The organism is Brevundimonas sp. (genome assembly GCF_052436175.1).
In the GTDB taxonomy this organism is placed as follows: Bacteria; Pseudomonadota; Alphaproteobacteria; order Caulobacterales; family Caulobacteraceae; genus Brevundimonas.
This window is the reverse complement of the sequence record NZ_JBQVNM010000013.1, coordinates 1-19730: the sequence shown is the minus strand read 5'-3', so window position 1 is coordinate 19730 and position 19730 is coordinate 1. Positions and strand designations below refer to the sequence as shown.

Here is a 19730-nt window from a genome sequence, read left to right as displayed (position 1 = left end):
GCCAGTGACCACGTCCAGCGGCAGGCTGGCCGGTGTCGCTTGCGGACTGGGCGCGGGCGCCCTGTGGGGGCTGGTCTTCCTCGCGCCGAAGGTCGCGCCAGAGGCCTCGCCCATGCTGATGAGCGCGGCGCGGTACCTGGCCTATGGGTTGATCGCCGCCGCCATGCTGGCGCCGCGCTGGGGTCGGGTGAAGGGCGCGATCGACGCCGCGTCCTGGCGCGGCCTGGTCTGGCTGAGCCTGGCCGGGAACATCGTCTATTACCTGTTCCTCGTGGTCAGTGTGCATCTGGCCGGCGTCGCGGCCTCCGCCCTGATCGTCGGGATGGTGCCTGTCGCGGTCGCGGTCTGGGGCCTGCGCGATCCCGATGCGCCCTCGCTGACCCGGTCCGCGCCGCCGATCCTGCTGGCGGCCGTCGCGGTCGCGCTGATCGGCTGGGGCGCGTTTCACGGACAGGGCGGCCATGGCGACCGCGGGTCCGCGCCGGAGGGCGACCTGCAGCGGACCCTGATCGGCCTGGCCTGCGCCTTGGCCGCTCTGGTCTCCTGGTCGATCTACGCCATCGGCAACAGCCGGTGGATGGCGCGCCTGCCGCACGTCTCGGCCCACGACTGGTCATTGCTGACCGGGGTCGTGACCGGCGGTCTGGCCCTGCTGCTGGTGATCCCGGCGGTGGTGTTCGGCCTGCCGGCGAACGCCGACCAGTGGATGCGGCTGGCGGGCGTCAGTCTCGGCGTGGCGGTCTTCGCCTCGATCCTGGGCAACGCCCTGTGGAATCAGGCCAGCCGTCTGCTGCCCCTGTCGATGCTGGGCCAGATGATCGTCTTCGAGACCCTGTTCGCCTTCGGTTACGGCTTCCTGTGGGAGGGCCGCGGGCCGACGGCGCTGGAGATCGTCGCCATCGTCCTGATGATCGTCAGCGTCGTCTGGTGCGTGCGGGCGCACGAACTGACCGGAGCGGTATCGAAACCGGATCGCTGAAATTCACAGCAACATGCAATCGACCGAAAGCGTCGCGGCTGACTCTGCCATGCCCCTGTCCAGTGTCACGACTTCCAAGCCGTAGTCGGCAGCGATCGCCAGATGGAGGGCGTCGCCGGCACGCAGTTTGTCGGTTCTGCCGATGAATCGCGTGGCGGCGAAGAAGTGAGTCTCCTCGATCGGCGCGCTAAGAAGGAACGTGTTTCGCATCAGTTCGATCTGTCGCGCGGCGACCGATCGATCATGCGGCGTGATCTGCCCGGTCCGCGCCTTGAGGGACAGGGCGGAAGCGACCTCCGTCAGACACCAACTGCTGATGGAGAGCTCAGACTGATGCTGTCGAAGCCAATCCTTCGCGAAGGCATGTCGAGGCTCGGCGGTGACGGCCGCGACCAGAAGCGAGGCGTCGAGGTAGAACACTAGTAGCCGCTGTCGCGCAGCCGCCGCATGAAGTCCCCCGCACTTTCTTCCTGCGGCGTCATGGCCGAAACCGCCTGCTCCAGAGCGGCCCAGTCGAACGCCTTCTTCGGCTTCGGTGTGATGAGGGGCGGCGTCAGGCGCGCGACCGGCTTGCCGCGTCGCACGATCTCGATCTCTTCACCCTGCGAGGCCCGGGTCACGAGTTCGCTCAGATGCGCCTTGGCGTCCGCCAGATTGATCCGTTCCACCACGGGCTCCTGACCAGTTAGTTGGTCAGATTAACACGGTCAGGGCGGGGCTGCTATGCCGGCTCGGCTTCCAGGCGTTTATCCAGATACAGGCCCACGCGGCGGTCCACGGCGTCGATATGGTCCTGCCAGAAGTGGCTGGCGCCGTCCTCCAGCTCATAGTCGAGGACGATGCCCTTCTGGGTGCGCAGCTTGTTGACCACGCGCTCGACCTCGATCGGCGGCACGATGGTGTCGGCCGTGCCGTGCAGGAACAGGCCCGACGCCGGGCAGGGGGCCAGGAAGCTGAAATCATACATGTTCGACGGCGGGGACACCGAGATGAAGCCGTCCGTCTCCGGGCGGCGCATCAGCAGTTGCATGCCGATGTAGGCGCCGAACTGATAGCCGGCGACCCAGGTCTGGGTGGCGGCGGGGTTGTTGGCCTGCAGCCAGTCCAGGGCGGTGGCGGCGTCGGCCAGCTCGCCGATGCCGCTGTCGAACTCGCCCTGAGACTTTCCGACGCCGCGCGAATTGTAGCGCAGGGTCGCGAAGCCGCGCTTCACGAACAGCTGGTACAGGGTCACCGCCACCGGGTTGTTCATGTGCCCGCCCGCCTTGGGGTGGGGGTGCAGGATCAGGGCGATCGGGGCGTTGGGGCGCTTGCCCGGGGAGTAGCGGCCTTCGATGCGGCCGGATGCGCCGGGCAGGATGACTTCAGGCATAGGGCTCTGGAATCCGTTCAACTGTCGTTTCGAGGCGGGGTAATACTTGACCGCAGCGGTAGGACTTTCTAAGTCCAGCCGGCGCGCGACCGCCTTCGGGAAGGCGCGGGTCTTAGCATAGAGGCCCCGAAAAGCGCGAGATTTTTGAAGGCCCCCGATGCGACTCTCGACCAAGGGACGATACGCCGTCATGGCGATGGCCGATCTGGCCAAGCACGGTCGAGCAGAGGCCGGGACGTCGCGCGCCGTCTCCCTGGCCGAGATCGCCGCCCGACAAGAGATTTCATTGTCCTATCTGGAACAGCTCTTCGCGCGTCTGAGGAAAAGCGGACTTGTGAAGTCGGTGCGTGGCCCCGGCGGCGGCTATCGTCTGGCCAAGGGGGCGCATGAGACGGTGGTGGCCGAGATCGTCCTGGCGGTCGATGAACCGATCCGCGCGACCCGCTGCGTGGCCCATGGCTCACCCAAGGGCTGCATGCTGGCCGGTGAGCGCTGCATCACCCATAATCTCTGGGAGGATCTCGGCGACGAGATACATCGCTATCTGGCGGCCGTGTCGCTGGAGGACGTGGTCATGAACCGCACCGGCGCACGCCGTCGTAGCACGGAGCCCGAAGCGGTTTCGGTGGCGGCATGAGCCAGGGCGCTCAGAACACGGTCTATCTCGACAACAACGCCTCCGCGCCGCTCCGGCATGAGGCGCTGCAAGTCATGGCGACCGTGCTGGCCGAGGTCGGAAACCCGTCGTCCATCCATGCGGCGGGCCGGAAGGCGCGCGCGCGGGTCGAAATGGCGCGAGGCCAGGTCGCGGCCCTCGTCGGCGCCTCGGCCCAGGATGTGACCTTCACCGGATCGGGCACGGAGGCCAACGCCCTGGCCATCCATTCGGCCATCGCGGCGGGCTTTCGTCGCCTGATCGTCAGCCCGACCGAACATCCCAGCGTGCTGGAGACCGTGCGCGCGACGGGCCTGCCCATCGAATGGCTGGAGGTCGAGGAGGATGGTCTGGTCGTCGTCGACGAGATCGGTGAGCGCCTGCAGTCGGGCGACCCCGCCCTGGTCGTCGTCCAGTTCGCGAACAGCGAAACCGGGGTGGTGCAGACCGTCCCTGAGGTGGCCGAGGTTTGCCGTCGCTTCGGCGCATGGCTGCATGTCGATGCGGTGCAGGCGGTCGGGCGTATGCCGACGGACGTGCGCGGCATGGGCGACACGTGGGCCCTGTCGGCGCACAAGCTGGGTGGCCCTCAGGGCGTGGGCGCGGTGGTGAATATCACGGGTCGGACCCTGACGCCTGACCTGCGCGGCGGAGGCCAGGAACGCGGCATGCGCGCGGGCACCGAGAATGTCGCGGCGGTGGCCGGTTTCGGCGCGGCGGCCGAGACGGCCCTGAACGACTTCGACGCCATCGCGCGTCAGCAGCCGTGGCGCGATGCGGCCCTGGCCCGGATGGAGGCCATCGGCGCCGAGGCGATCGGGCCCGGCGCCTGGATCCTGCCCAACGTCCTGTCGGCCGCCGTCGAGGACTGGCCCAGTTCCATGCAGGTCATGGCCCTGGACCTGGCGGGGGTCATGGTCTCGGCGGGGTCGGCCTGTTCATCCGGCAAGGTGGCGAAGTCGCCGGTGCTGGAGGCCATGGGCCAGTCGCGGCTGGCCGGCGGCGTCATCCGCGCCTCGGGCGGCTGGGCCACGACCGAAGCCGACTGGGTCCGTTTCGCGGACGTCTGGACTGAAGCTTACGGCGCCTGGCGCGCCAGACGACAGGAGAGGGCCGCCTAATGGCCGCCGTTCAGGAAACCATCGACGCCGTCGCCGCCCTCGAGAAATACGAGCATGGCTTCACGTCCGACATCGACACGGAGTTCGCCCCGCGCGGGTTGAACGCCGACATCGTCCGCTTCATCTCCGAGAAGAAGGGCGAGCCGGAGTGGATGCTGGAATGGCGCCTGGCCGCCTATGAGCGCTGGCTGGCGATGGAGGAACCGACCTGGGCGTCGGTGAAGTATGAGCCGGTCGATTACCAGTCGTTGTTCTATTACGCGGCGCCGAAGAAGAAGGACGGGCCCAAGTCGCTGGACGAGGTCGATCCGGAAATCCTGGAAATCTACAAGAAGCTGGGCATTCCGCTGAGCGAACAGGCCGTGTTGGCGGGCGTCGAGGGCGCGCCGAAGTACGCCGTGGACGCCGTGTTCGACAGCGTCAGCGTGGTCACCACCTTCAAGGCCGAGCTGGCCAAGGTCGGCGTGATTTTCATGCCGATTTCCGAGGCCTTGCGGGAATATCCTGATCTGGTGAGGAAATATCTCGGATCGGTCGTGCCGGTCTCGGACAACTATTTCGCCGCATTGAACAGCGCGGTCTTTTCGGACGGATCGTTCGTCTACATCCCGCCGGGCGTGAAATGCCCGATGGAGCTGTCGACCTATTTCCGCATCAATGCGAGCCAGACGGGCCAGTTCGAGCGGACGCTGATCATCGCCGACAAGGGCAGCTACGTTTCGTACCTCGAGGGCTGCACCGCGCCGATGCGTGACGAGAACCAGTTGCACGCGGCCGTGGTCGAGATCGTCGCCCTGGACGACGCCGAAGTGAAATATTCGACGGTCCAGAACTGGTACCCCGGCGACGCCGAGGGCAAGGGCGGCATCTACAACTTCGTCACCAAGCGCGCCGATTGCCGCGGCGACCGGTCCAAGGTCAGCTGGACCCAGGTGGAGACTGGTTCGGCGGTGACGTGGAAATACCCGTCCTGCATCCTCAAGGGGGAGGATAGCTCGGGCGAGTTCTATTCCATCGCCATCACCAACGGACATCAGCAGGCCGACACCGGCACCAAGATGATCCATCTGGGCAAGAACTCGAAGAGCCGGATCATCGCCAAGGCGGTCTCGGCGGGAAAGTCGGACTCGACCTATCGCGGGCTGGTGTCGGTGCATCCGAAGGCGACGGGGGTGCGCAACTTCACCCTGTGCGATTCCTTGCTCATCGGCGGCGACTGCGGCTCCCACACGGTGCCCTATATCGAGGCCCGCAACGGCTCGGCCCAGCTGGAGCACGAGGCGACGACGACCCGCCTGTCCGACGACCAGCTCTTCTACGCCCAGCAGCGCGGCCTGTCGCAGGAAGAGGCGGTGGCCCTGCTGGTCAACGGCTTCGTCCGCGACGTGATGCAGAAGCTGCCGATGGAGTTCGCCGTCGAGGCGCAGAAGCTGGTGGCGATCAGTCTGGAAGGGTCCGTCGGATGACGGCGGTCAAGCATCGTTGGCGGCGGGACATGCTAGTGCTCGCGCAAAGTATCGAAGAGGATCTGACGGAACTGCACGAAACCAGGCCGCCGTTGGAGGTCGCCGCAACGCTAGACGTCTTCGTCCAAGGACTCGTTAGAGCTTGGAAGGATATGGGTTTTTCTGACGAAGCGATTATTCAGGCACTTAGGACAGGCGCTGAGCATGACTTCGATCTAGATCCAGCATGGGAAGAACAACGCTTGCAAAGACAGGCTTGGGTGGCGGCGTCGGCCAGTTCGCTCGGGCAGCGGCTTAACAAGATTCAGGGGGTAGCGATCGCGGCTGCAGCATTCGGCTTCCTTGGAATGATCCTGAGTGGGGCCCTTTGGAACTGGTCACCGGCGCGGCCGATCCTGATTGTCTGCGTAGTCCTGTTCTTTTCCGGGATGACTCTCGGTTGGCTGATAGGAAAAATTCAAGCGTCCCGCCGGGCGCATCATCTCAAAGAATTAAGGCGCGGTCTCTCAGACCGAACGAATTGACCAATGCTCTCCATCTCTAACCTCCACGTCACCGTCGGCGACAAGCCGATCCTCAAGGGCCTGACGCTCGACGTCCCGGCGGACGAGATGCACGCCATCATGGGGCTGGCGCGTGGTATCATCGAGAAATCCGGTCTGATCACGGTGTCGAGGACAGTCTGATGGAAACGATTGCCGTTCCTTTTCGGGAAGACACCGCTGACCGGCTGAAGCGTGCGGCGGCCGAGATCGGGATGCCCGTCGGCGAATTCATCGCCTCGGCTGCCGAAGGTTTCATCATGGACAACGAGGCTCACCGTGGCGCGCCGCTATCGGTGGATCAGATCGCGCAGATCGAGGCGGGTTTGGCGGCGGAGCGAGAGGGCCGGATCGTTTCTAACGAGGAGGCGAACGCCCGACTTGCGGCGCGTCGTGCGCGGTGAAGGATTTCGAATGGTCCGAGCCTGCGCTGAATGCCTTCTCTGAATTTCTTGACCGTCTGGACGAACACAGCCTGGCGGCGGCGGATCGGGCGGAAACGGAGATCAAGGCCACTCTCTGGCGTTTGGCCGAGCATCCCCACCAAGGTCATCTGTCCCGCTGGCCCGGGCTTCTGGAATGGAGCGCGGCCGACTGGAAGAAGATCATCGTCTATCGCGAACGCCCGAACGGCATTCGCATCATCGCCTTCTACGACGCTCGGCAGGATCTGAGCGCTGTTCATCCCACCCCGAACGACTGACTGAATAATGCTCTCCATCTCCAACCTCCACGTATCCGTCGGCGACAAGCCGATCCTCAAGGGGCTGACGCTCGACGTTCCCGCCGGCGAGGTGCACGCCATTATGGGGCCGAACGGGGCCGGCAAGTCGACGCTGGGTTACGCCCTGTCGGGCCGGCCGGGCTATGAGGCGACGGAAGGCTCCGTCGAATGGAACGGTCAGGACCTGCTGGGTCTGGAGCCGGCCGAGCGGGCCGCGCAGGGCGTGTTCCTGTCCTTCCAGTATCCGATCGAGATCCCCGGGGTGCCGGCCCTGACCTTCGTGCGCACGGCGCTGAACGCGCAGCGTCGCCAGCGCGGCGAAGACGAGGTGTCCGCCCCGGCCTTCCTAAAGATGGTCAAGGCGGCGTCGCAGGCGCTGAAGATGGACTTCGACATGCTGAAGCGGCCGCTGAACGTCGGCTTCTCGGGCGGTGAGAAGAAGCGGATGGAGATCCTGCAGATGGCCCTGCTGGAGCCGTCGCTGCTGATCCTCGACGAGACCGATTCCGGCCTCGACATCGACGCCCTGCGGATCGTGTCGGAGGGGGTGAACGCCCTGCGCAGCCCCGACCGCGCCATGCTGGTCATCACCCACTATCAGCGCCTGCTCGACTACATCAAACCCGACCGGGTCCATGTGCTGGCCGCCGGCCGCATCGTCGCCTCGGGCGGCCCGGAACTGGCGCTGCAGCTGGAGGCGGAAGGGTACGACAAATACCTGCCGCAGGCGGCATGACCGTTCAGCCCATGATCGACCTGACCGACGCCGCGACCTTCCCGTCCCGGCGGGTGGAGGCCTGGAAATACAGCGACCTGCGCCGATACCTGCGCGAGGCGCCTGAACCGTCGCCGACGACGGCGATTGGACCGCCCGGACCCTTCTACGACCTGGGCGGGGAGGCGATCGTCTTCGCCAACGGCCGCGCGGTCGGCGTCACCGACTTCATCGCCTCGGGCGAACAAACCCTGCGTCTGCGCTTCATCTCCCAGGCCGAGGGCACGGGCCACACGGCCGCCGCCCGAGTCGTGGCGCGCCCGGGCGCCAAGCTGCTGCTGCTGGAAACCCACGAGGGGACCGGCTCGGCCTACGTCGCCCACAACCGGCTCGACATCGACGTGGCCTCGGGCGCCGAGGTGACGCGGGTAGTGCTGGTCGAGGAGCCAGATGACGCCATCTCCATCACCGACATCGACGTGAAGGTGGCCCGGGGCGGGACCTATCGCCAGACGACCATCGCCACGGGCGCCAGGCTGCAACGCCAGACCACGACCCTCGCTCATGGCGGGGAGGGCGCCGACGTCCGCATCGACGGCCTCTATGCCCTGTCGGGATCGCGCCAGACGGACCTGACCAGCATCGTCCGTCACGAGTGCGAGAACGGCGTCACCTCGCAACTGACCAAGGGCGTGGTGCGCGAAACGGCGCGCGGGGTCTTCCAGGGCAAGATCGTCGTCGAACGCGGCGCGGACGGCACCGACGCCCGCATGGGCCACCACGCCCTGATCCTGAGTGAACGCGCCGAGGTGGACGCCAAGCCGGAGCTGGAGATCTACGCCGACGACGTCCAGTGCGCGCACGGCAATACCGTCGGCAATCTGGACGAGAGCGCCCTGTTCTACATGCAGCAGCGCGGCATTCCGCTGGAGGAGGCGCGGGCGCTTCTGACGCAGGCGTTTTTGATCGAGGTCGTGGACCGCATCGCGCACGAGGGCGCGCGGGATGTCGTCCGGACGTGGTTGGAGGCGCGGCTGTGATCGAGACCGGGCGAGCTCCCTTCCCCCTCGATGGGGGAAGGGCTGGGGTTGGGGGTGACAGGCTTTCCGTCGGGTCGCCGTCGAGCGATGCGTCGCCGTCGATCCTGGATCAAAACGCAGAGACCGCTTCAACCGGTGTCACCCCCATCCCAACCCTTCCCCCATCAAGGGGGAAGGGCTTTGATGTCCATGCCGCCCGCGCCCAGTTCCCCATCCTGTCGCGGACCGTGAACGGCAAGCCTCTGGTCTATCTGGACAACGCCGCCTCGGCGCAGAAGCCGCGCGCGGTGATCGACGCCCTGACAGCGACGATGGAGGGCGGTTACGCCAACGTCCATCGCGGCCTGCACACCTTGTCGAACGAGGCGACCGAGGCCTATGAGGCCGCGCGCGAGAGCGTCGCCCGCTTCCTGAACGCCCCGACGCCGGAGAACATCGTCTGGACCAAGGGCGGCACCGAGGCGATCAATCTGGTCGCCAACGGGTTGGGCCTGTCGATCCAGCCCGGCGATGAGATCATCGTCTCGGAGATGGAGCACCACTCCAACATCGTGCCCTGGCACCTGCTGCGCGAGCGGCATGGGGCGGTGCTGAAATGGATCCCGATCCTCGACGACGGCTCGCTGGACATGGCGGCCTATGCGGATTTGCTAGGCCCGAAGACGCGGATGGTCGCGGTCACCCACATGTCTAACGTCCTGGGCACGGTGAACCCGATCGCCGAGATCACCCGACTGGCCCATGCGGCCGGGGCTCAGGTTCTGATCGACGGCTGCCAGGGTGCGGTCCACGCCACGCCGGACGTACAGGCCGTCGGCTGCGACTGGTATGTCCTGACCGGACACAAGCTCTATGGCCCGACCGGCATCGGCGCCCTGTATGGAACCGCCGAGGCGCTGGAGGCCCTGCCGCCGTATCAGGGCGGGGGCGAGATGATCGAGACGGTCACCCGCGACGCCGTGACCTATGCGAAGCCGCCGCATCGGTTCGAGGCCGGCACCCCGCCGATCCTGGAGGCCATCGGCCTGGGCGCGGCGCTGGACTGGCTGTCGGGCTTCGACCGGGCGGCCGTGGCGGCGCACGAAAACGCCCTCTACGCCCACGCGCGCGCGCGTCTGGAGGGGCTGAACTGGCTGCGGGTGCTGGGCGAAGCGGACGGGAAGGGGGCCATCCTGACCTTCGCCGTGCAGGACGCCCATGCCCACGACATCGCCCAGATCATGGACCGTTACGGCGTCGCCGTGCGGGCCGGACTCCACTGCGCCGAGCCGCTGGCGAAAAGATTGGGCGTGACGTCGAGCACCCGCGCCTCCTTCGCCCTATATAACACCCGCGAGGACGCCGACGCCTTCGTGGACGCGCTGATCAAGGCGCGGGAATTCTTTGTGTGACGATGACCGACGACGCCAAGATCACCGAAAGCGAGACCTTCGCCGACAACTGGGCGGAGCCGCAGAAGAGCGCCCTGTCGCAGGCTGAGCTGGACCAGTTGACCGACGACCTGATCGAGGCGCTGAAGACCGTCTATGACCCGGAAATCCCGGTCGACATCTATGAGCTGGGCCTGATCTACAAGGTGGACGTCAACGACGACCGCGACGTGCTCATCGACATGACCCTGACGGCTCCCGGTTGTCCCGTCGCCGGCGAGATGCCCGGCTGGGTCGAGGATGCAGTCAAGAAGGTGGACGGCGTGAAGTCGGCCAAGGCCAATCTGGTTTTCGACCCGCCGTGGGATTCATCGAAGATGAGCGACGAGGCCAAGCTGGCCCTGAACATGTTCTGAGGACGCGATGACCGACCTGCAGACCGCCCCCCGCGCCCGCCGTCCCCGCCCCAAGGTCGTGACCCTGACCGAGGCGGCCGCCGAACGCGTGCGCGAGATCATGGCCAATGCCGAGGAAAGCTACGTCGGTCTGCGGATCGGGGTGAAGAACGGCGGCTGCGCGGGTCAGGAATATACCTTCGCCTACGCCACAGAGATCGCGCCGCTGGACGAGGTGGTCGAGGACCAAGGCGTCACCGTCCTGATCGACCCCAAGGCCGTGCTGTTCCTGATCGGCACCGAGATTGACTACGAGACCACCCGTCTGGCGTCCAAGTTCGTGTTCCGCAATCCGAACCAGACCGACGCCTGCGGCTGTGGCGAGAGCGTCACCATCGTTCCGGCCGCCGCGCTCGAGGTCTGAGGCGCTGGCTAGACGGCCGGCGTCTGGGCCTTCTTGGCTTCGTCCGGCGTCAGGACCTGCACCGCAGGCGTGACGGGCTGACCCGTCGCCTCGGCCACCAATTCGGCGGTCTTGCCCTCGATCACCGCTTCCAGCCGTTGCAGGAACTCAGCCTTGTCCAGCCCGGTCGGGATGGGCTCAAGGAACTCCAGCGTCGCCACGCCAGGGTGCTTCTCGTACTTCTCCTCGGGCCAGAACAGGCCGAGGTTGGTGGCCAGGGGCACGACCAGCATGTCGAAGTCGCGATACATGTGCCAGACGCCCGACCGATAGCGGTACTTCTCCCCGATCTTGGCCAGATGGCCCTCGGGGAAGATCAGGATCCTGCGGCCCTCGCGATGGGCGTCGGCGCCCCGGTGTTTAAGCGAATCCCGCGCCTCGCGCCCGCCGCAGCTGTTGACGACGATGGCGCCCAGCTTCTTCAGCACGGTCCCGAGCAGCGGGAACTTCTCGAGGTGGTCGCCGGTGACGAAGGCCAGGTCCTCGAATCGGTCATAGGTGGCGAAGCCATCGCCCCAGCTCTGGTGTTTTGAGGCGATGATGAAGGCGCCCTCGGGCAGCCGGTCGTCGCCGCGATACTGGATGCGGATGCCGGCGAAGACGCGCATGGCCTGCACCATGCGCTTCACATAGCGCCTGATGATCCAGGAGGTGGCGTCACGACCGGGGGCGAGGGCCGCGAAGGCCGCCGCCGAGGCATAGCCGATCGACAGGATCCAGTAGGCGACGTTGAAGCTGAAGCTGCGCATCCGTCGCCTATGCCATGAATCGCGAAGAGATCAGGCGGCGGCGGCGGTCTTCATCCGCTCGGCGCTGGTCACGCGGTCTCGGCCGTTGTGCTTGGACACATAGAGGGCGGCGTCGGAGCGATCCAGCAGCTGGGAGCCGCTTTCGCCCGTATGCCGTTCGGCCAGGCCGGCGGAAATCGTCACGGCGCCCAGTTCGTCGTCGGTTGAGCGGCGGCGCAGGGCGCGAGACCCGATCTCCTGGCGAATGGCGTTCAGGGCGGCTTCGACCGTGGCTGCGGTCTCTCCGGGGAAGATCACGGCGAACTCCTCGCCGCCGTAACGGGCGGCGACGCGCGGATGCTTGGAGATGCGGCCGATCACGCTGGCGACGTAGCGCAGCACCTGATCGCCCGTCTGATGACCCCAGGTGTCGTTGAACCGCTTGAAGTGGTCGATGTCGAGCAGGGCCAGGGTCATGGGCGTGCCGTCGCGCTCGGAATCATCGCAGGCGCGCAGCAGTTCCTCGTCGAACGCCTTGCGGTTGGCCAGATTGGTCAGGGCGTCGGTCATGGCGTCGCGGCGAACCTGCTCCAGGTGCTCGCGCAGACGGGCGACTTCCTTGGTCGAGTCCTCCAGTCGAGCCTCCAGATGGGCGTTCTCCTGCCTCACCTTGGCGGTCGCGACCGACAGGCCCGTGACGACTTCGCGCAGGGCCTCGGGTTGCTCGACGTTCTGCATGCTGGCCGAGGCTCCGGCCAGGGTCTCGCCATAGGCGGCCTGCGACTTCTGGGCCTGGGCGATGGCCGAGGCCACGCTGGTCAGTTCGCGGTTCAGCACGGCGCCCGCGTCGCGAATCTCTTCGGACAGGCGTCCACGCGGCAGGAATTCCGCCGCCAGCATTTCCGCCGTTCCCTCGGTGAAGCCTTCCTTGGCGTTCAACAGGCGGGTCATTTCCCGACCAAGCGCGCCGTCCGGATCGCCGACGAAATGCAGCCAGAGTTCGTAATTCAGGGGCGTCGGCCAGGCGCCGGCGGCTTCCATGGCTTCCAATGCTCGCTTGGCGAGATTGAAGGCTTCTGGCCCACGCAGCGCGCTTTCGACTTCAGACGTCATACCGATCCCCGTTGGCGTGCCGAACACGCCGCGAGGTCACCCTAATCCGCCGAGTCTAAACGCTGACTAAACGTCTGGAGGAAATCGGCGGTTGTATCGTCAGCGGCCGATCGGCGCCGCGCGACGCATGAAGGCGGGCACGTCGGCCCCGAAACCGGCGCCTTCGCGGGCGGGGGCGTCCTCACGATTCGAACGGGACGACCCGTTGCGCTCCGACTGCCTCAGGCGCGGCTCATGCGCGGGACGGGGCGCCGTCGCGACCTTGGTCGAGGCGGCCTCAGGAGCGGGTGTGTCGACGACGGCGGCTTCGGAGACGGTCGTTTCAGTTTGGACGATCGGGGCCGCGTCTTGCGTGCGGCTTCCGCGACGGCTGCGCGTGCGGCGGGCGGGTTCGGCCGCTTCGGTCGGTTCGGCGGAGACGGCGACAGCCTCTGCGGCTTTGGGCGCCTCGGCTGTCTGCTCGGCAGCGGGGCGTTCGGCCCGGCTGCGACCGCGGGCCGGGCGATCGGGGCGGGCGTCGGGCTTGCTGTCGGTGCGGCGACCGCCGCCCAGGTTCGACCAGTCGATGTCCAGAACCAGTTCTTCCGGCGCCATCTTGATGAGCTTGAGCACCTTATCCAGGCCCTTGTCGTCGGCCGGGGTCACCAGCATGAAAGCCTGACCCAGCTTGCCCGCGCGGCCGGTGCGGCCGATCCGGTGCACATAGTCGTCGGCGTGGTGCGAGACGTCGTAGTTGAAGACGTGGCTGACGTCCGGAATGTCCAGCCCGCGCGCGGCGACGTCGGAGGCGACCAGGATCTTCAGGGCGCCCGAACGGAAGTCCGCCAGGGTCTTCATCCGCAAGGACTGATCCAGATCGCCGTGGATCGGAGCGGCGTCGAAACCGTGCTGTTTCAGCGATTTGGCGACGACGTCCACTTCCGACTTGCGGTTGCAGAAGACGATGCCGTTCTTGACGTCGTCCCGGCCGACGAGGGCGCGCAGGGCGGCGCGCTTGGCCTTGGGATCCGACGACGGAATGCGGACCAGATACTGGGTGATGGTCTCGGCCGTCTGGGCCGGACGCGAGGCCTCGATCCGGGTCGGATCCTTCAGGAAGGCCTGGGTCAGGCGGGTGATCTCGGGCGGCATGGTGGCCGAGAAGAACAGGGTCTGGCGACGGGGCGGCGTCAGTTTGAAGATGCGCTCGATGTCGGGGATGAAGCCCATGTCGAGCATGCGGTCTGCCTCGTCGACCACCATCAGCTCCACGCCCGTCAGCAGCATCTTGCCGCGCTCGAACAGGTCAAGCAGCCGGCCCGGCGTGGCGATCAGGACGTCCACGCCCTTGTTCAGGGCCGCGACCTGGTCGCTCATGGAGACGCCGCCGATCAGCAGCACCCAGGAAAGCTTGGTGCCCTTGGCGTATTTCTCGAACGACATGGCGACCTGGTCGGCCAGTTAGCGGGTCGGCGCCAGCACCAGGGCGCGGGGCATGCGGGCCCGGGCGCGGCCCTTGGACAGGCGTTCGATGAGGGGGAGGGTGAAGGCCGCGGTCTTGCCGGTGCCGGTCTGGGCGATGCCGAGCACGTCGCGGCCGGCGAGCGCCACGGGAATGGCCTGGGCCTGAATGGGGGTGGCCGTCGTGTAGCCGGTGTCGATGACCGCTTGAAGGGTCGTGGGCGAGAGGCCCAGGTTTGCGAATTCTGTCATGGATCCTTGGGGACGAAAGGTATCCCCGTCATGGGGATGCGTGCGATGCGCGGAACCGCCCCTCTTGGGCGAGCGGGCGGCGCGGATTCGCCAGACCTGTCCCGTACGTGCCGCCGATATAGAAACCCCTGTAATTTAGTCAAGTATTTCGGCGTCGCGCCCCGGTTGCTTTTGGATGCGGACGCCCGATAGTCACTCCGGAGACACGCCGTCGGGAAGCGGTGTGATGCGATCATGCTTGCAGGCATCGGGGGGCACATGCGCAAGTCGAGGGCGGCGGGTCTTGTCCTTCTGGGGCTCTGCGCGGGCATGGCGACGACGGCCTTGGCGAACGAGGCGCGTATGGCCGCCGCGTTCGGCAACACAGTCATTTCCCGCTATTCGGACGGCGGCTGGGTCAAGCACTGGTTCGAGCGGGGCGGGGGTTATTCGGCTGAGTTTTCGGACGGACGCCGGATCCGGGGCTCCTGGCGGATCGAGGGCGAGCGGCTCTGCCTCAACGACATCCAGCCGTCGATCATGCTGATCCGCCGCTTCTGTTCGCCGATGGTGGAGGTGCGCCAGGGCGAGACCTGGGCCTCCCGCGACCCGCTCGGACGCCGGGTGCAGAATCAGCTCATCCCGGGCCGGTAGGCGATCCCATACTTTTCACCGGCGGAATCCTCCACGCGAACGGAGAAGGCGGCGCATGCAACAGGACCTGACCCAAGGCTCGATCACCGGCCGTCTGCTGGGCATGGCGGGCTTCATCGGCATCGGCCTGATGTTCCAGACGGCCTATTTTCTGGTCGATCTCTATTTCGTCGCCAGTCAGGGTCCGGCCGCCATCGCCGGGGTCGGTCTGTCCGGCAATGTCTTCTTTCTGGCCATGGCGGCCAGCCAGATGGTCGGGGTCGGCGCCCTGTCCCTGATTGCCCGCGCCATTGGGGCTCGCACCTTCGGCGACGCCGAGCGCACCTATGGCCAGGCCATGCTGCTGTCGCTGATGATGGCGGCGATCAGCTTGATTGGCGGCTATGCCCTGGCGCGTCCGGCCCTGGGTCTGCTGGCGGCGGATCAGGCCACGGTGGACGCCGGGGTCGTATATCTGCACGGCTTTCTGCCCGCCATCGCTGTCATGTTTCCGACCGGGGTGATGGGCTCGGCCCTGCGCGCCGCGGGGGTGGTGCGCGCGCCCATGCTGGTCCAGATGGGGACCGTCATTCTCAACGTCATCCTCGCGCCGGTGCTCCTGGCCGGCTGGGGGACGGGGCTTCCGCTCGGGGTGTTCGGCGCCGGCCTGGCCAGTTCGATCTCGGCTGTCGCGGGTCTGCTGGCGACCCTCTGGATGTTCAGCCGAGTGCAGACGGTCATCAAGGCGCCGGTCGCCTTCATCCGCATCGACCTCCCGGTCTGGCGGCGCATCGTCGGGATCGGCCTGCCTTCGGCGGGCGAGTTCCTGCTGATGTTCATCACCGCGGGGGTCGTCTATTCGGTGATCCGTCACTTCGGCAGCGAGGCCCAGGCCGGTTATGGCGTCGGCTCGCGGGTCATGCAGGCCGTCTTCCTGCCGGCCATGGCGGTGGCCTTCGCCGTCGCGCCGGTGGCGGGCCAGAACTTCGGCGCCGGACGCGCCGACCGGGTCCGGCGCACGGTGCGCGACGCCGCCGTCATCAGCAGCGGCCTGATGCTGGTCCTGACCCTGTTGTGCCAGATCTGGCCTCAGATCCTGATCCGCCCCTTCGCCCCGGACGAACAGGTGGTGGACATCGCCTCGACCTTCCTCAGGATCATTTCCCTGAACTTCATCGCCACGGGCCTGATCTTCACGGCGTCAGGCGCCTTCCAGGCTCTGGGTGACACCCGTCCGGCCCTGATCGGCAGCGCGTCGCGCCTCATCACCTTCGCCGGTCCCGCCATCTGGATGTCGACCCAGCCCTGGACGCGGCTGGAGCACATCTGGATCGCTTCGGCCGTCTCCGTCGCGATCCACTGCCTGATCACTCTGGTCTTCCTGACGCGGGAAATGCGGCTGAAGCTGGCGGGGCTTGCGCCGGTCACGGGCGAAGTCTCGGCCTGACGTGCGACCTTCAGGGCAGCCGCGACGGGTCGATCACGACATGGCGGATGCGGGTGCGGTTGTGGGTGTAGGTGGCGTGGACCATCCCGTCCCTCGTCTGGATCACCGCAGGGTAGGCGTAGCCGTCACGAACGGGCTCGCTTTCGAGGGTCAGCACCCTGCGCCAGCCCACCCCGTCGTCCGAAAGGGCTAGGCACAGGGGCCAGCGCGGCCCCTTGCCCGGCGTCTCGGCCCGGTGCGCGGCGTGGTTGTAGATCATCAGGTGGCGGCCGTCTTTCAGCGTCACCGCGTCGTTGGCCGAGTTAGGGTTGGGCAGGTCCACCGCGCCCAGCGGAGCCCAGGTGCGCCCGCCGTCGCGGGACCAGGTCGAGGCGACCATGCCTTGCCGGGTTCGGGCCACGGCCTGCAGCGAACCGTCAGGATGGAACAGGATGCTCGGCTGGATGGCGTCGATGTTCAGCGGCGAGGGTGCCGGCGGGCTCAAGCTCCAGGTGCGGCCCTGGTCCTCGCTGCGCTCGAAGATCAGGCTCCAGCCGGCGCCGGCATGGGCCCCGACCCCTTCGCCGGCCTCCACGCTGGAGGGCGACAGCCAGGCGCCGTCCGCCAGCAGGACGGGCTTGTTCTTGATCGGCCCCAGCACGCCGTCCGGCAGACGCCGGGGCTCCGACCAGGTCCGCCCCTCGTCATCCGAGGTCATGACCATGCCCCACCACGACTGGGGACTGGGCCCGACCTTGTAGAACAGCGTCAATGGCGCTCCCGGCGGCTGGAAGAGCACCGGGTTCCAGGTCGGAAGGCGCGATCCGTCCGCCTGCACGCCCGTCGCCACGCTGACGGGGACGCCCCAGTGCTCGCCGTCGTTGAGCGCGAACCAGATCTCCACGTCCGGGTTGCGCTCGTGCGTCCCGCCGAACCAGGCGGCGGCCAGCCTGCCAGACGCCGTCTCCACCAGGGTCGAGGCGTGACATTGGGGATAGGGGGCGGTCTCAAAGATGAAGCCCGAGGCCGCGACGGCTTGCCCGGTCGCGTCCAAGCCCGTCTCGTTCGGAGCCGCCCGCACGCGTGACGCGCCCAGTGTCAAACCCGCCGCCGCCGTGGCCGACGCCAGCCCGCGTCGTGTCCAGTCCGCCATGGTCCACTCCCCGCATCGGATAACGATGTCGGCGCCGCTGCCGACACCGGTTACCCTAGACCACTATCCGGCCGCATGGGACCGGCGCTCGTCGGCATGAAGGCGGGCGTATCAGCCTCGACAATTCATCGCCTATCAAGGGTTGTATGCGACACCCTCTGGGTAACCCGAGTTTCGTGCTATGCCCAATTCGTCCCCCTTCGACGCCTCCACGCTCGACGCGCCCCAGTTCTGGAAGGCCACCGAGCATTCGCCGATCGGCACGGCCTTGGTCGGCCTCGACGGCGCCTGGCTGAAGGTGAACGCGGCCCTGCGGAATTTCCTGGGCTATGAGGCGGAGGAACTGTCTCAACTGACCTTCCAGGAACTGACCCATCCGGACGATCTCGACGCGGACATGGAGCAGTTCAAGCAACTGCTCGACGGCGCCGTCGCTTCGTATCAGATGGACAAGCGTTACTTTCGCAAGGATGGCGTCTGCGTCTGGGCGGAACTGACCGTCTCGCTGGTGCGCGACTCGTCCGGCGCGCCCCTGTTCTTCATCTCCCACGTCCAGGACATCGGTGCGCGCAAGGCCGCCGAGATCGAGCAGGCGCGGCTGACCGAGCGCATCACCATGGCGACCCGAGGGGCGGGCATCGGCATCTGGGAATGGGAGTTCTCCACCGGCCTTCTGGTCTGGTCGCCCGAAATGTTCGACCTGTTCGGCAAGCCGCACCGCGACGGTGTGGTGAGACTGGAAGAGTTTTTCGACGCCGTGCTCGACGACGACAAACCGGGACTGGGCGCCGAGGTCGAGGCGGCCAAGGACGGACAGGTCATGGATACCGAGTTCCGCATCCGGCGCGACGACGGCGAGATACGCTCGATCAAGGCGTTCGGCAGCGTCCACCATGATGCGGCCGGGCGCCCGGTCCGGATGATCGGCGCCAACTGGGATGTGACCGCCCTGCGCGCCCTGGCCGACCGGGCCGAGGCCGCCAATCGCGCCAAGTCGCAGTTCCTGGCGGTCATGAGCCACGAGATTCGCACCCCCATGAACGGTATCCTGGGCATGACCCAGGCCATGATGGCCCAGGTCCTGACCACGTCCCAGCGACGCCAGATGGGCGTCATCGCCGAAAGCGGCGAGGCCCTGATGACCATCCTCAACGACATTCTGGACCTGTCCAAGGTGGAGGCCGGCCGGCTGGAACTGGAATGCGTCGATTTCGACCTGGAGCGCCTGCTGCAGAGCGTCTGCGCCACCTACGCGCCCATCGCTGACGAAAAGGGCCTGTCGATCGTCCTGGACCTCGCCGAGGCGCGGGGCGTCTATCGCGGCGACCCGACCCGCCTGCGCCAAATTCTATCCAACCTGATGTCCAACAGCCTCAAGTTCACCGAGCGCGGCCACGCCCGGATCGCGGCGCGGCGCGAAGGCGCGGGTCTGGTCATCGAGGTCTCGGACACCGGCCAGGGCATGGACGAGGCGGTGCTGCAGAGAATCTTCCGGCCGTTCACCCAAGCGGACGCCTCCACCACCCGGAATTTCGGCGGCACCGGACTGGGGCTGACGATCGTGCGTGAACTGGCGCAGCTGATGGGCGGGGAAATCGCCGTCGACAGCCGGCCGGGACAGGGGGCCCGGTTCAGCCTCTCCCTGCCGATGCCCTACATCGGGGCGGCCGAGATCGACGCCGCCGCCTCGACGGGAGGGCCGGGGACCCTGCTGTCGCCCCTGCGGGTGCTGGCGGCCGAGGACAACGCCATCAACCAGCTGGTGCTGAGGACCCTGCTGGGGCCGATCGGCATCGACCCGGTGATTGTCTCCAACGGCGCCGAGGCGGTCGAGGCCTGGCGCGGCGGCGAATGGGATCTGGTGCTGATGGATGTCCAGATGCCGGTGATGGACGGGTTCGCCGCCACCGACGCCATCCGCGCCATCGAAGCCCGCGAAGGCCGCGCGCCGATCCCGATCATCGCCCTGACGGCCAACGCCATGTCGCATCACCGCGCGGAATGCCTCGCGCACGGCATGAACGCCCTGGTGCCCAAGCCGATCGAGATCCGCGGCCTCGCCGCCGCGATGGAAGAGGCGTGTCGCGCCCGCCCGCCGGCGGTCGCCGCCTGACGGAATTCAGACGTCCAGATCGGCCACCGCGAACTGGGCGTTGTCCTGGAT

Annotated in this window: 21 protein-coding genes and 2 pseudogenes; 16 read left to right on the top strand and 7 right to left on the bottom strand. The window is 67.0% G+C overall.

The features are described from left to right. Window positions 1–4: 4 nt before the first annotated feature. Window positions 5–979 carry a DMT family transporter gene (locus ACT6QK_RS05085; RefSeq protein WP_444596725.1) on the top strand — a complete coding sequence of 325 codons (975 nt, stop codon included), beginning with the start codon at window positions 5–7 and terminating at the stop codon, window positions 977–979. Window positions 980–982: 3 nt separating this feature from the next. Here the strand turns inward: ACT6QK_RS05085 and ACT6QK_RS05080 are convergent, their stop codons facing one another. The 3 genes from ACT6QK_RS05080 to ACT6QK_RS05070 are packed head-to-tail and all read right to left on the bottom strand — an operon-like array spanning window position 983 to window position 2351. Next, window positions 983–1399, bottom strand: a complete 417-nt coding sequence (locus tag ACT6QK_RS05080; RefSeq protein WP_444596724.1) for a type II toxin-antitoxin system VapC family toxin — start codon at window positions 1397–1399, stop codon at window positions 983–985. Continuing rightward, window positions 1399–1647 (bottom strand): type II toxin-antitoxin system Phd/YefM family antitoxin, encoded by a 249-nt coding sequence (locus ACT6QK_RS05075; RefSeq protein WP_444596723.1) that lies wholly within the window; start codon window positions 1645–1647, stop codon window positions 1399–1401. The genes ACT6QK_RS05080 and ACT6QK_RS05075 overlap by 1 nt, the downstream gene beginning before the upstream one ends. A gap of 53 nt (window positions 1648–1700) precedes the next feature. Continuing rightward, the gene (locus tag ACT6QK_RS05070) at window positions 1701–2351 is read right to left on the bottom strand and encodes an alpha/beta hydrolase (protein ID WP_444596722.1); all 651 of its coding nucleotides are present in this window, start codon (window positions 2349–2351) and stop codon (window positions 1701–1703) included. A gap of 157 nt (window positions 2352–2508) precedes the next feature. Between ACT6QK_RS05070 and ACT6QK_RS05065 the strand changes: the two genes are divergently transcribed. From ACT6QK_RS05065 to ACT6QK_RS05010, 12 genes and pseudogenes are all read left to right on the top strand, one after another. After that, the gene (locus ACT6QK_RS05065) at window positions 2509–2988 is read left to right on the top strand and encodes an Rrf2 family transcriptional regulator (RefSeq protein WP_444596721.1); all 480 of its coding nucleotides are present in this window, start codon (window positions 2509–2511) and stop codon (window positions 2986–2988) included. Further along, the gene (locus ACT6QK_RS05060; protein ID WP_444596720.1) at window positions 2985–4127 is read left to right on the top strand and encodes a cysteine desulfurase family protein; all 1143 of its coding nucleotides are present in this window, start codon (window positions 2985–2987) and stop codon (window positions 4125–4127) included. Before ACT6QK_RS05065 ends, ACT6QK_RS05060 begins: the two co-directional genes overlap by 4 nt. Further along, a complete protein-coding gene (gene sufB / locus ACT6QK_RS05055; RefSeq protein WP_444596719.1) occupies window positions 4127–5593 on the top strand; it encodes a Fe-S cluster assembly protein SufB in 1467 nt (488 codons plus the stop codon). Before ACT6QK_RS05060 ends, sufB begins: the two co-directional genes overlap by 1 nt. Beyond that, on the top strand, window positions 5590–6117 hold the full coding sequence (locus ACT6QK_RS05050; protein WP_444596718.1) for a hypothetical protein: 528 nt from the start codon (window positions 5590–5592) through the stop codon (window positions 6115–6117). The genes sufB and ACT6QK_RS05050 overlap by 4 nt, the downstream gene beginning before the upstream one ends. A gap of 3 nt (window positions 6118–6120) precedes the next feature. Further along, window positions 6121–6222, top strand: a pseudogene (gene sufC, locus ACT6QK_RS05045) (Fe-S cluster assembly ATPase SufC); the annotation flags it as partial. 56 nt (window positions 6223–6278) lie between these two features. Beyond that, window positions 6279–6539, top strand: a complete 261-nt coding sequence (locus ACT6QK_RS05040) for a hypothetical protein (RefSeq protein WP_444596717.1) — start codon at window positions 6279–6281, stop codon at window positions 6537–6539. After that, window positions 6536–6838: a type II toxin-antitoxin system RelE/ParE family toxin gene (locus ACT6QK_RS05035; RefSeq protein ID WP_444596716.1), complete on the top strand. Its 303-nt coding sequence runs from the start codon at window positions 6536–6538 to the stop codon at window positions 6836–6838. The genes ACT6QK_RS05040 and ACT6QK_RS05035 overlap by 4 nt, the downstream gene beginning before the upstream one ends. A gap of 7 nt (window positions 6839–6845) precedes the next feature. After that, window positions 6846–7595: a Fe-S cluster assembly ATPase SufC gene (sufC, locus tag ACT6QK_RS05030; RefSeq protein WP_444596715.1), complete on the top strand. Its 750-nt coding sequence runs from the start codon at window positions 6846–6848 to the stop codon at window positions 7593–7595. Then, entirely contained in the window at window positions 7592–8614 is a 1023-nt protein-coding gene (gene sufD, locus ACT6QK_RS05025) for a Fe-S cluster assembly protein SufD (protein WP_444596714.1), read from the top strand. Before sufC (ACT6QK_RS05030) ends, sufD begins: the two co-directional genes overlap by 4 nt. Before the next feature lie 146 nt (window positions 8615–8760). Continuing rightward, window positions 8761–10005 (top strand): aminotransferase class V-fold PLP-dependent enzyme, encoded by a 1245-nt coding sequence (locus ACT6QK_RS05020; protein WP_444596758.1) that lies wholly within the window; start codon window positions 8761–8763, stop codon window positions 10003–10005. A gap of 2 nt (window positions 10006–10007) precedes the next feature. Then, the gene (locus tag ACT6QK_RS05015; protein ID WP_444596713.1) at window positions 10008–10400 is read left to right on the top strand and encodes an SUF system Fe-S cluster assembly protein; all 393 of its coding nucleotides are present in this window, start codon (window positions 10008–10010) and stop codon (window positions 10398–10400) included. A gap of 7 nt (window positions 10401–10407) precedes the next feature. Further along, window positions 10408–10803, top strand: coding sequence for a HesB/IscA family protein (locus tag ACT6QK_RS05010; protein WP_444596712.1), 396 nt, complete (start codon window positions 10408–10410; stop codon window positions 10801–10803). A gap of 8 nt (window positions 10804–10811) precedes the next feature. Here the strand turns inward: ACT6QK_RS05010 and ACT6QK_RS05005 are convergent, their stop codons facing one another. The 3 genes and pseudogenes from ACT6QK_RS05005 to ACT6QK_RS04995 form a co-directional block, all read right to left on the bottom strand. Then, complete coding sequence (locus tag ACT6QK_RS05005) at window positions 10812–11591, bottom strand: lysophospholipid acyltransferase family protein (RefSeq protein WP_444596711.1); 780 nt, start codon at window positions 11589–11591, stop codon at window positions 10812–10814. 30 nt (window positions 11592–11621) lie between these two features. Beyond that, window positions 11622–12683 carry a GGDEF domain-containing protein gene (locus ACT6QK_RS05000; RefSeq protein ID WP_444596710.1) on the bottom strand — a complete coding sequence of 354 codons (1062 nt, stop codon included), beginning with the start codon at window positions 12681–12683 and terminating at the stop codon, window positions 11622–11624. Between the two features lie 99 nt (window positions 12684–12782). Next, a pseudogene (locus tag ACT6QK_RS04995) lies at window positions 12783–14375 on the bottom strand (DEAD/DEAH box helicase). A 234-nt stretch (window positions 14376–14609) separates the two neighbouring features. Here ACT6QK_RS04995 and ACT6QK_RS04990 point away from each other — a divergent pair. Together ACT6QK_RS04990 and ACT6QK_RS04985 are read left to right on the top strand one after the other, a co-directional pair. Next, entirely contained in the window at window positions 14610–15008 is a 399-nt protein-coding gene (locus ACT6QK_RS04990) for a hypothetical protein (protein ID WP_444596709.1), read from the top strand. A 55-nt stretch (window positions 15009–15063) separates the two neighbouring features. Further along, window positions 15064–16434 carry an MATE family efflux transporter gene (locus ACT6QK_RS04985; RefSeq protein ID WP_444596708.1) on the top strand — a complete coding sequence of 457 codons (1371 nt, stop codon included), beginning with the start codon at window positions 15064–15066 and terminating at the stop codon, window positions 16432–16434. 10 nt (window positions 16435–16444) lie between these two features. On the opposite strand, the gene ACT6QK_RS04980 is transcribed toward ACT6QK_RS04985, so the two are convergent. Continuing rightward, window positions 16445–17566 carry a sialidase family protein gene (locus ACT6QK_RS04980; RefSeq protein WP_444596707.1) on the bottom strand — a complete coding sequence of 374 codons (1122 nt, stop codon included), beginning with the start codon at window positions 17564–17566 and terminating at the stop codon, window positions 16445–16447. Window positions 17567–17747: 181 nt separating this feature from the next. Here ACT6QK_RS04980 and ACT6QK_RS04975 point away from each other — a divergent pair, with 181 nt between their 5' ends. Next, window positions 17748–19679 carry an ATP-binding protein gene (locus ACT6QK_RS04975; RefSeq protein WP_444596706.1) on the top strand — a complete coding sequence of 644 codons (1932 nt, stop codon included), beginning with the start codon at window positions 17748–17750 and terminating at the stop codon, window positions 19677–19679. Window positions 19680–19730: the final 51 nt, after the last annotated feature.

Excerpts from the sequence above, each read along its gene's own strand:
- ACT6QK_RS05070 (WP_444596722.1), bottom strand. The coding sequence starts at position 2,351 with ATGCCTGAAGTCATCCTGCCCGGCGCATCCGGCCGCATCGAAGGCCGC.
- ACT6QK_RS05065 (WP_444596721.1), top strand. The coding sequence starts at position 2,509 with ATGCGACTCTCGACCAAGGGACGATACGCCGTCATGGCGATGGCCGAT.
- ACT6QK_RS05060 (WP_444596720.1), top strand. The coding sequence starts at position 2,985 with ATGAGCCAGGGCGCTCAGAACACGGTCTATCTCGACAACAACGCCTCC.
- sufB (WP_444596719.1), top strand. The coding sequence starts at position 4,127 with ATGGCCGCCGTTCAGGAAACCATCGACGCCGTCGCCGCCCTCGAGAAA.
- ACT6QK_RS05050 (WP_444596718.1), top strand. The coding sequence starts at position 5,590 with ATGACGGCGGTCAAGCATCGTTGGCGGCGGGACATGCTAGTGCTCGCG.
- ACT6QK_RS05040 (WP_444596717.1), top strand. The coding sequence starts at position 6,279 with ATGGAAACGATTGCCGTTCCTTTTCGGGAAGACACCGCTGACCGGCTG.
- sufC (WP_444596715.1), top strand. The coding sequence starts at position 6,846 with ATGCTCTCCATCTCCAACCTCCACGTATCCGTCGGCGACAAGCCGATC.
- sufD (WP_444596714.1), top strand. The coding sequence starts at position 7,592 with ATGACCGTTCAGCCCATGATCGACCTGACCGACGCCGCGACCTTCCCG.
- ACT6QK_RS05015 (WP_444596713.1), top strand. The coding sequence starts at position 10,008 with ATGACCGACGACGCCAAGATCACCGAAAGCGAGACCTTCGCCGACAAC.
- ACT6QK_RS05010 (WP_444596712.1), top strand. The coding sequence starts at position 10,408 with ATGACCGACCTGCAGACCGCCCCCCGCGCCCGCCGTCCCCGCCCCAAG.
- ACT6QK_RS05005 (WP_444596711.1), bottom strand. The coding sequence starts at position 11,591 with ATGCGCAGCTTCAGCTTCAACGTCGCCTACTGGATCCTGTCGATCGGC.
- ACT6QK_RS05000 (WP_444596710.1), bottom strand. The coding sequence starts at position 12,683 with ATGACGTCTGAAGTCGAAAGCGCGCTGCGTGGGCCAGAAGCCTTCAAT.
- ACT6QK_RS04990 (WP_444596709.1), top strand. The coding sequence starts at position 14,610 with ATGCTTGCAGGCATCGGGGGGCACATGCGCAAGTCGAGGGCGGCGGGT.
- ACT6QK_RS04985 (WP_444596708.1), top strand. The coding sequence starts at position 15,064 with ATGCAACAGGACCTGACCCAAGGCTCGATCACCGGCCGTCTGCTGGGC.
- ACT6QK_RS04980 (WP_444596707.1), bottom strand. The coding sequence starts at position 17,566 with ATGGCGGACTGGACACGACGCGGGCTGGCGTCGGCCACGGCGGCGGCG.
- ACT6QK_RS04975 (WP_444596706.1), top strand. The coding sequence starts at position 17,748 with ATGCCCAATTCGTCCCCCTTCGACGCCTCCACGCTCGACGCGCCCCAG.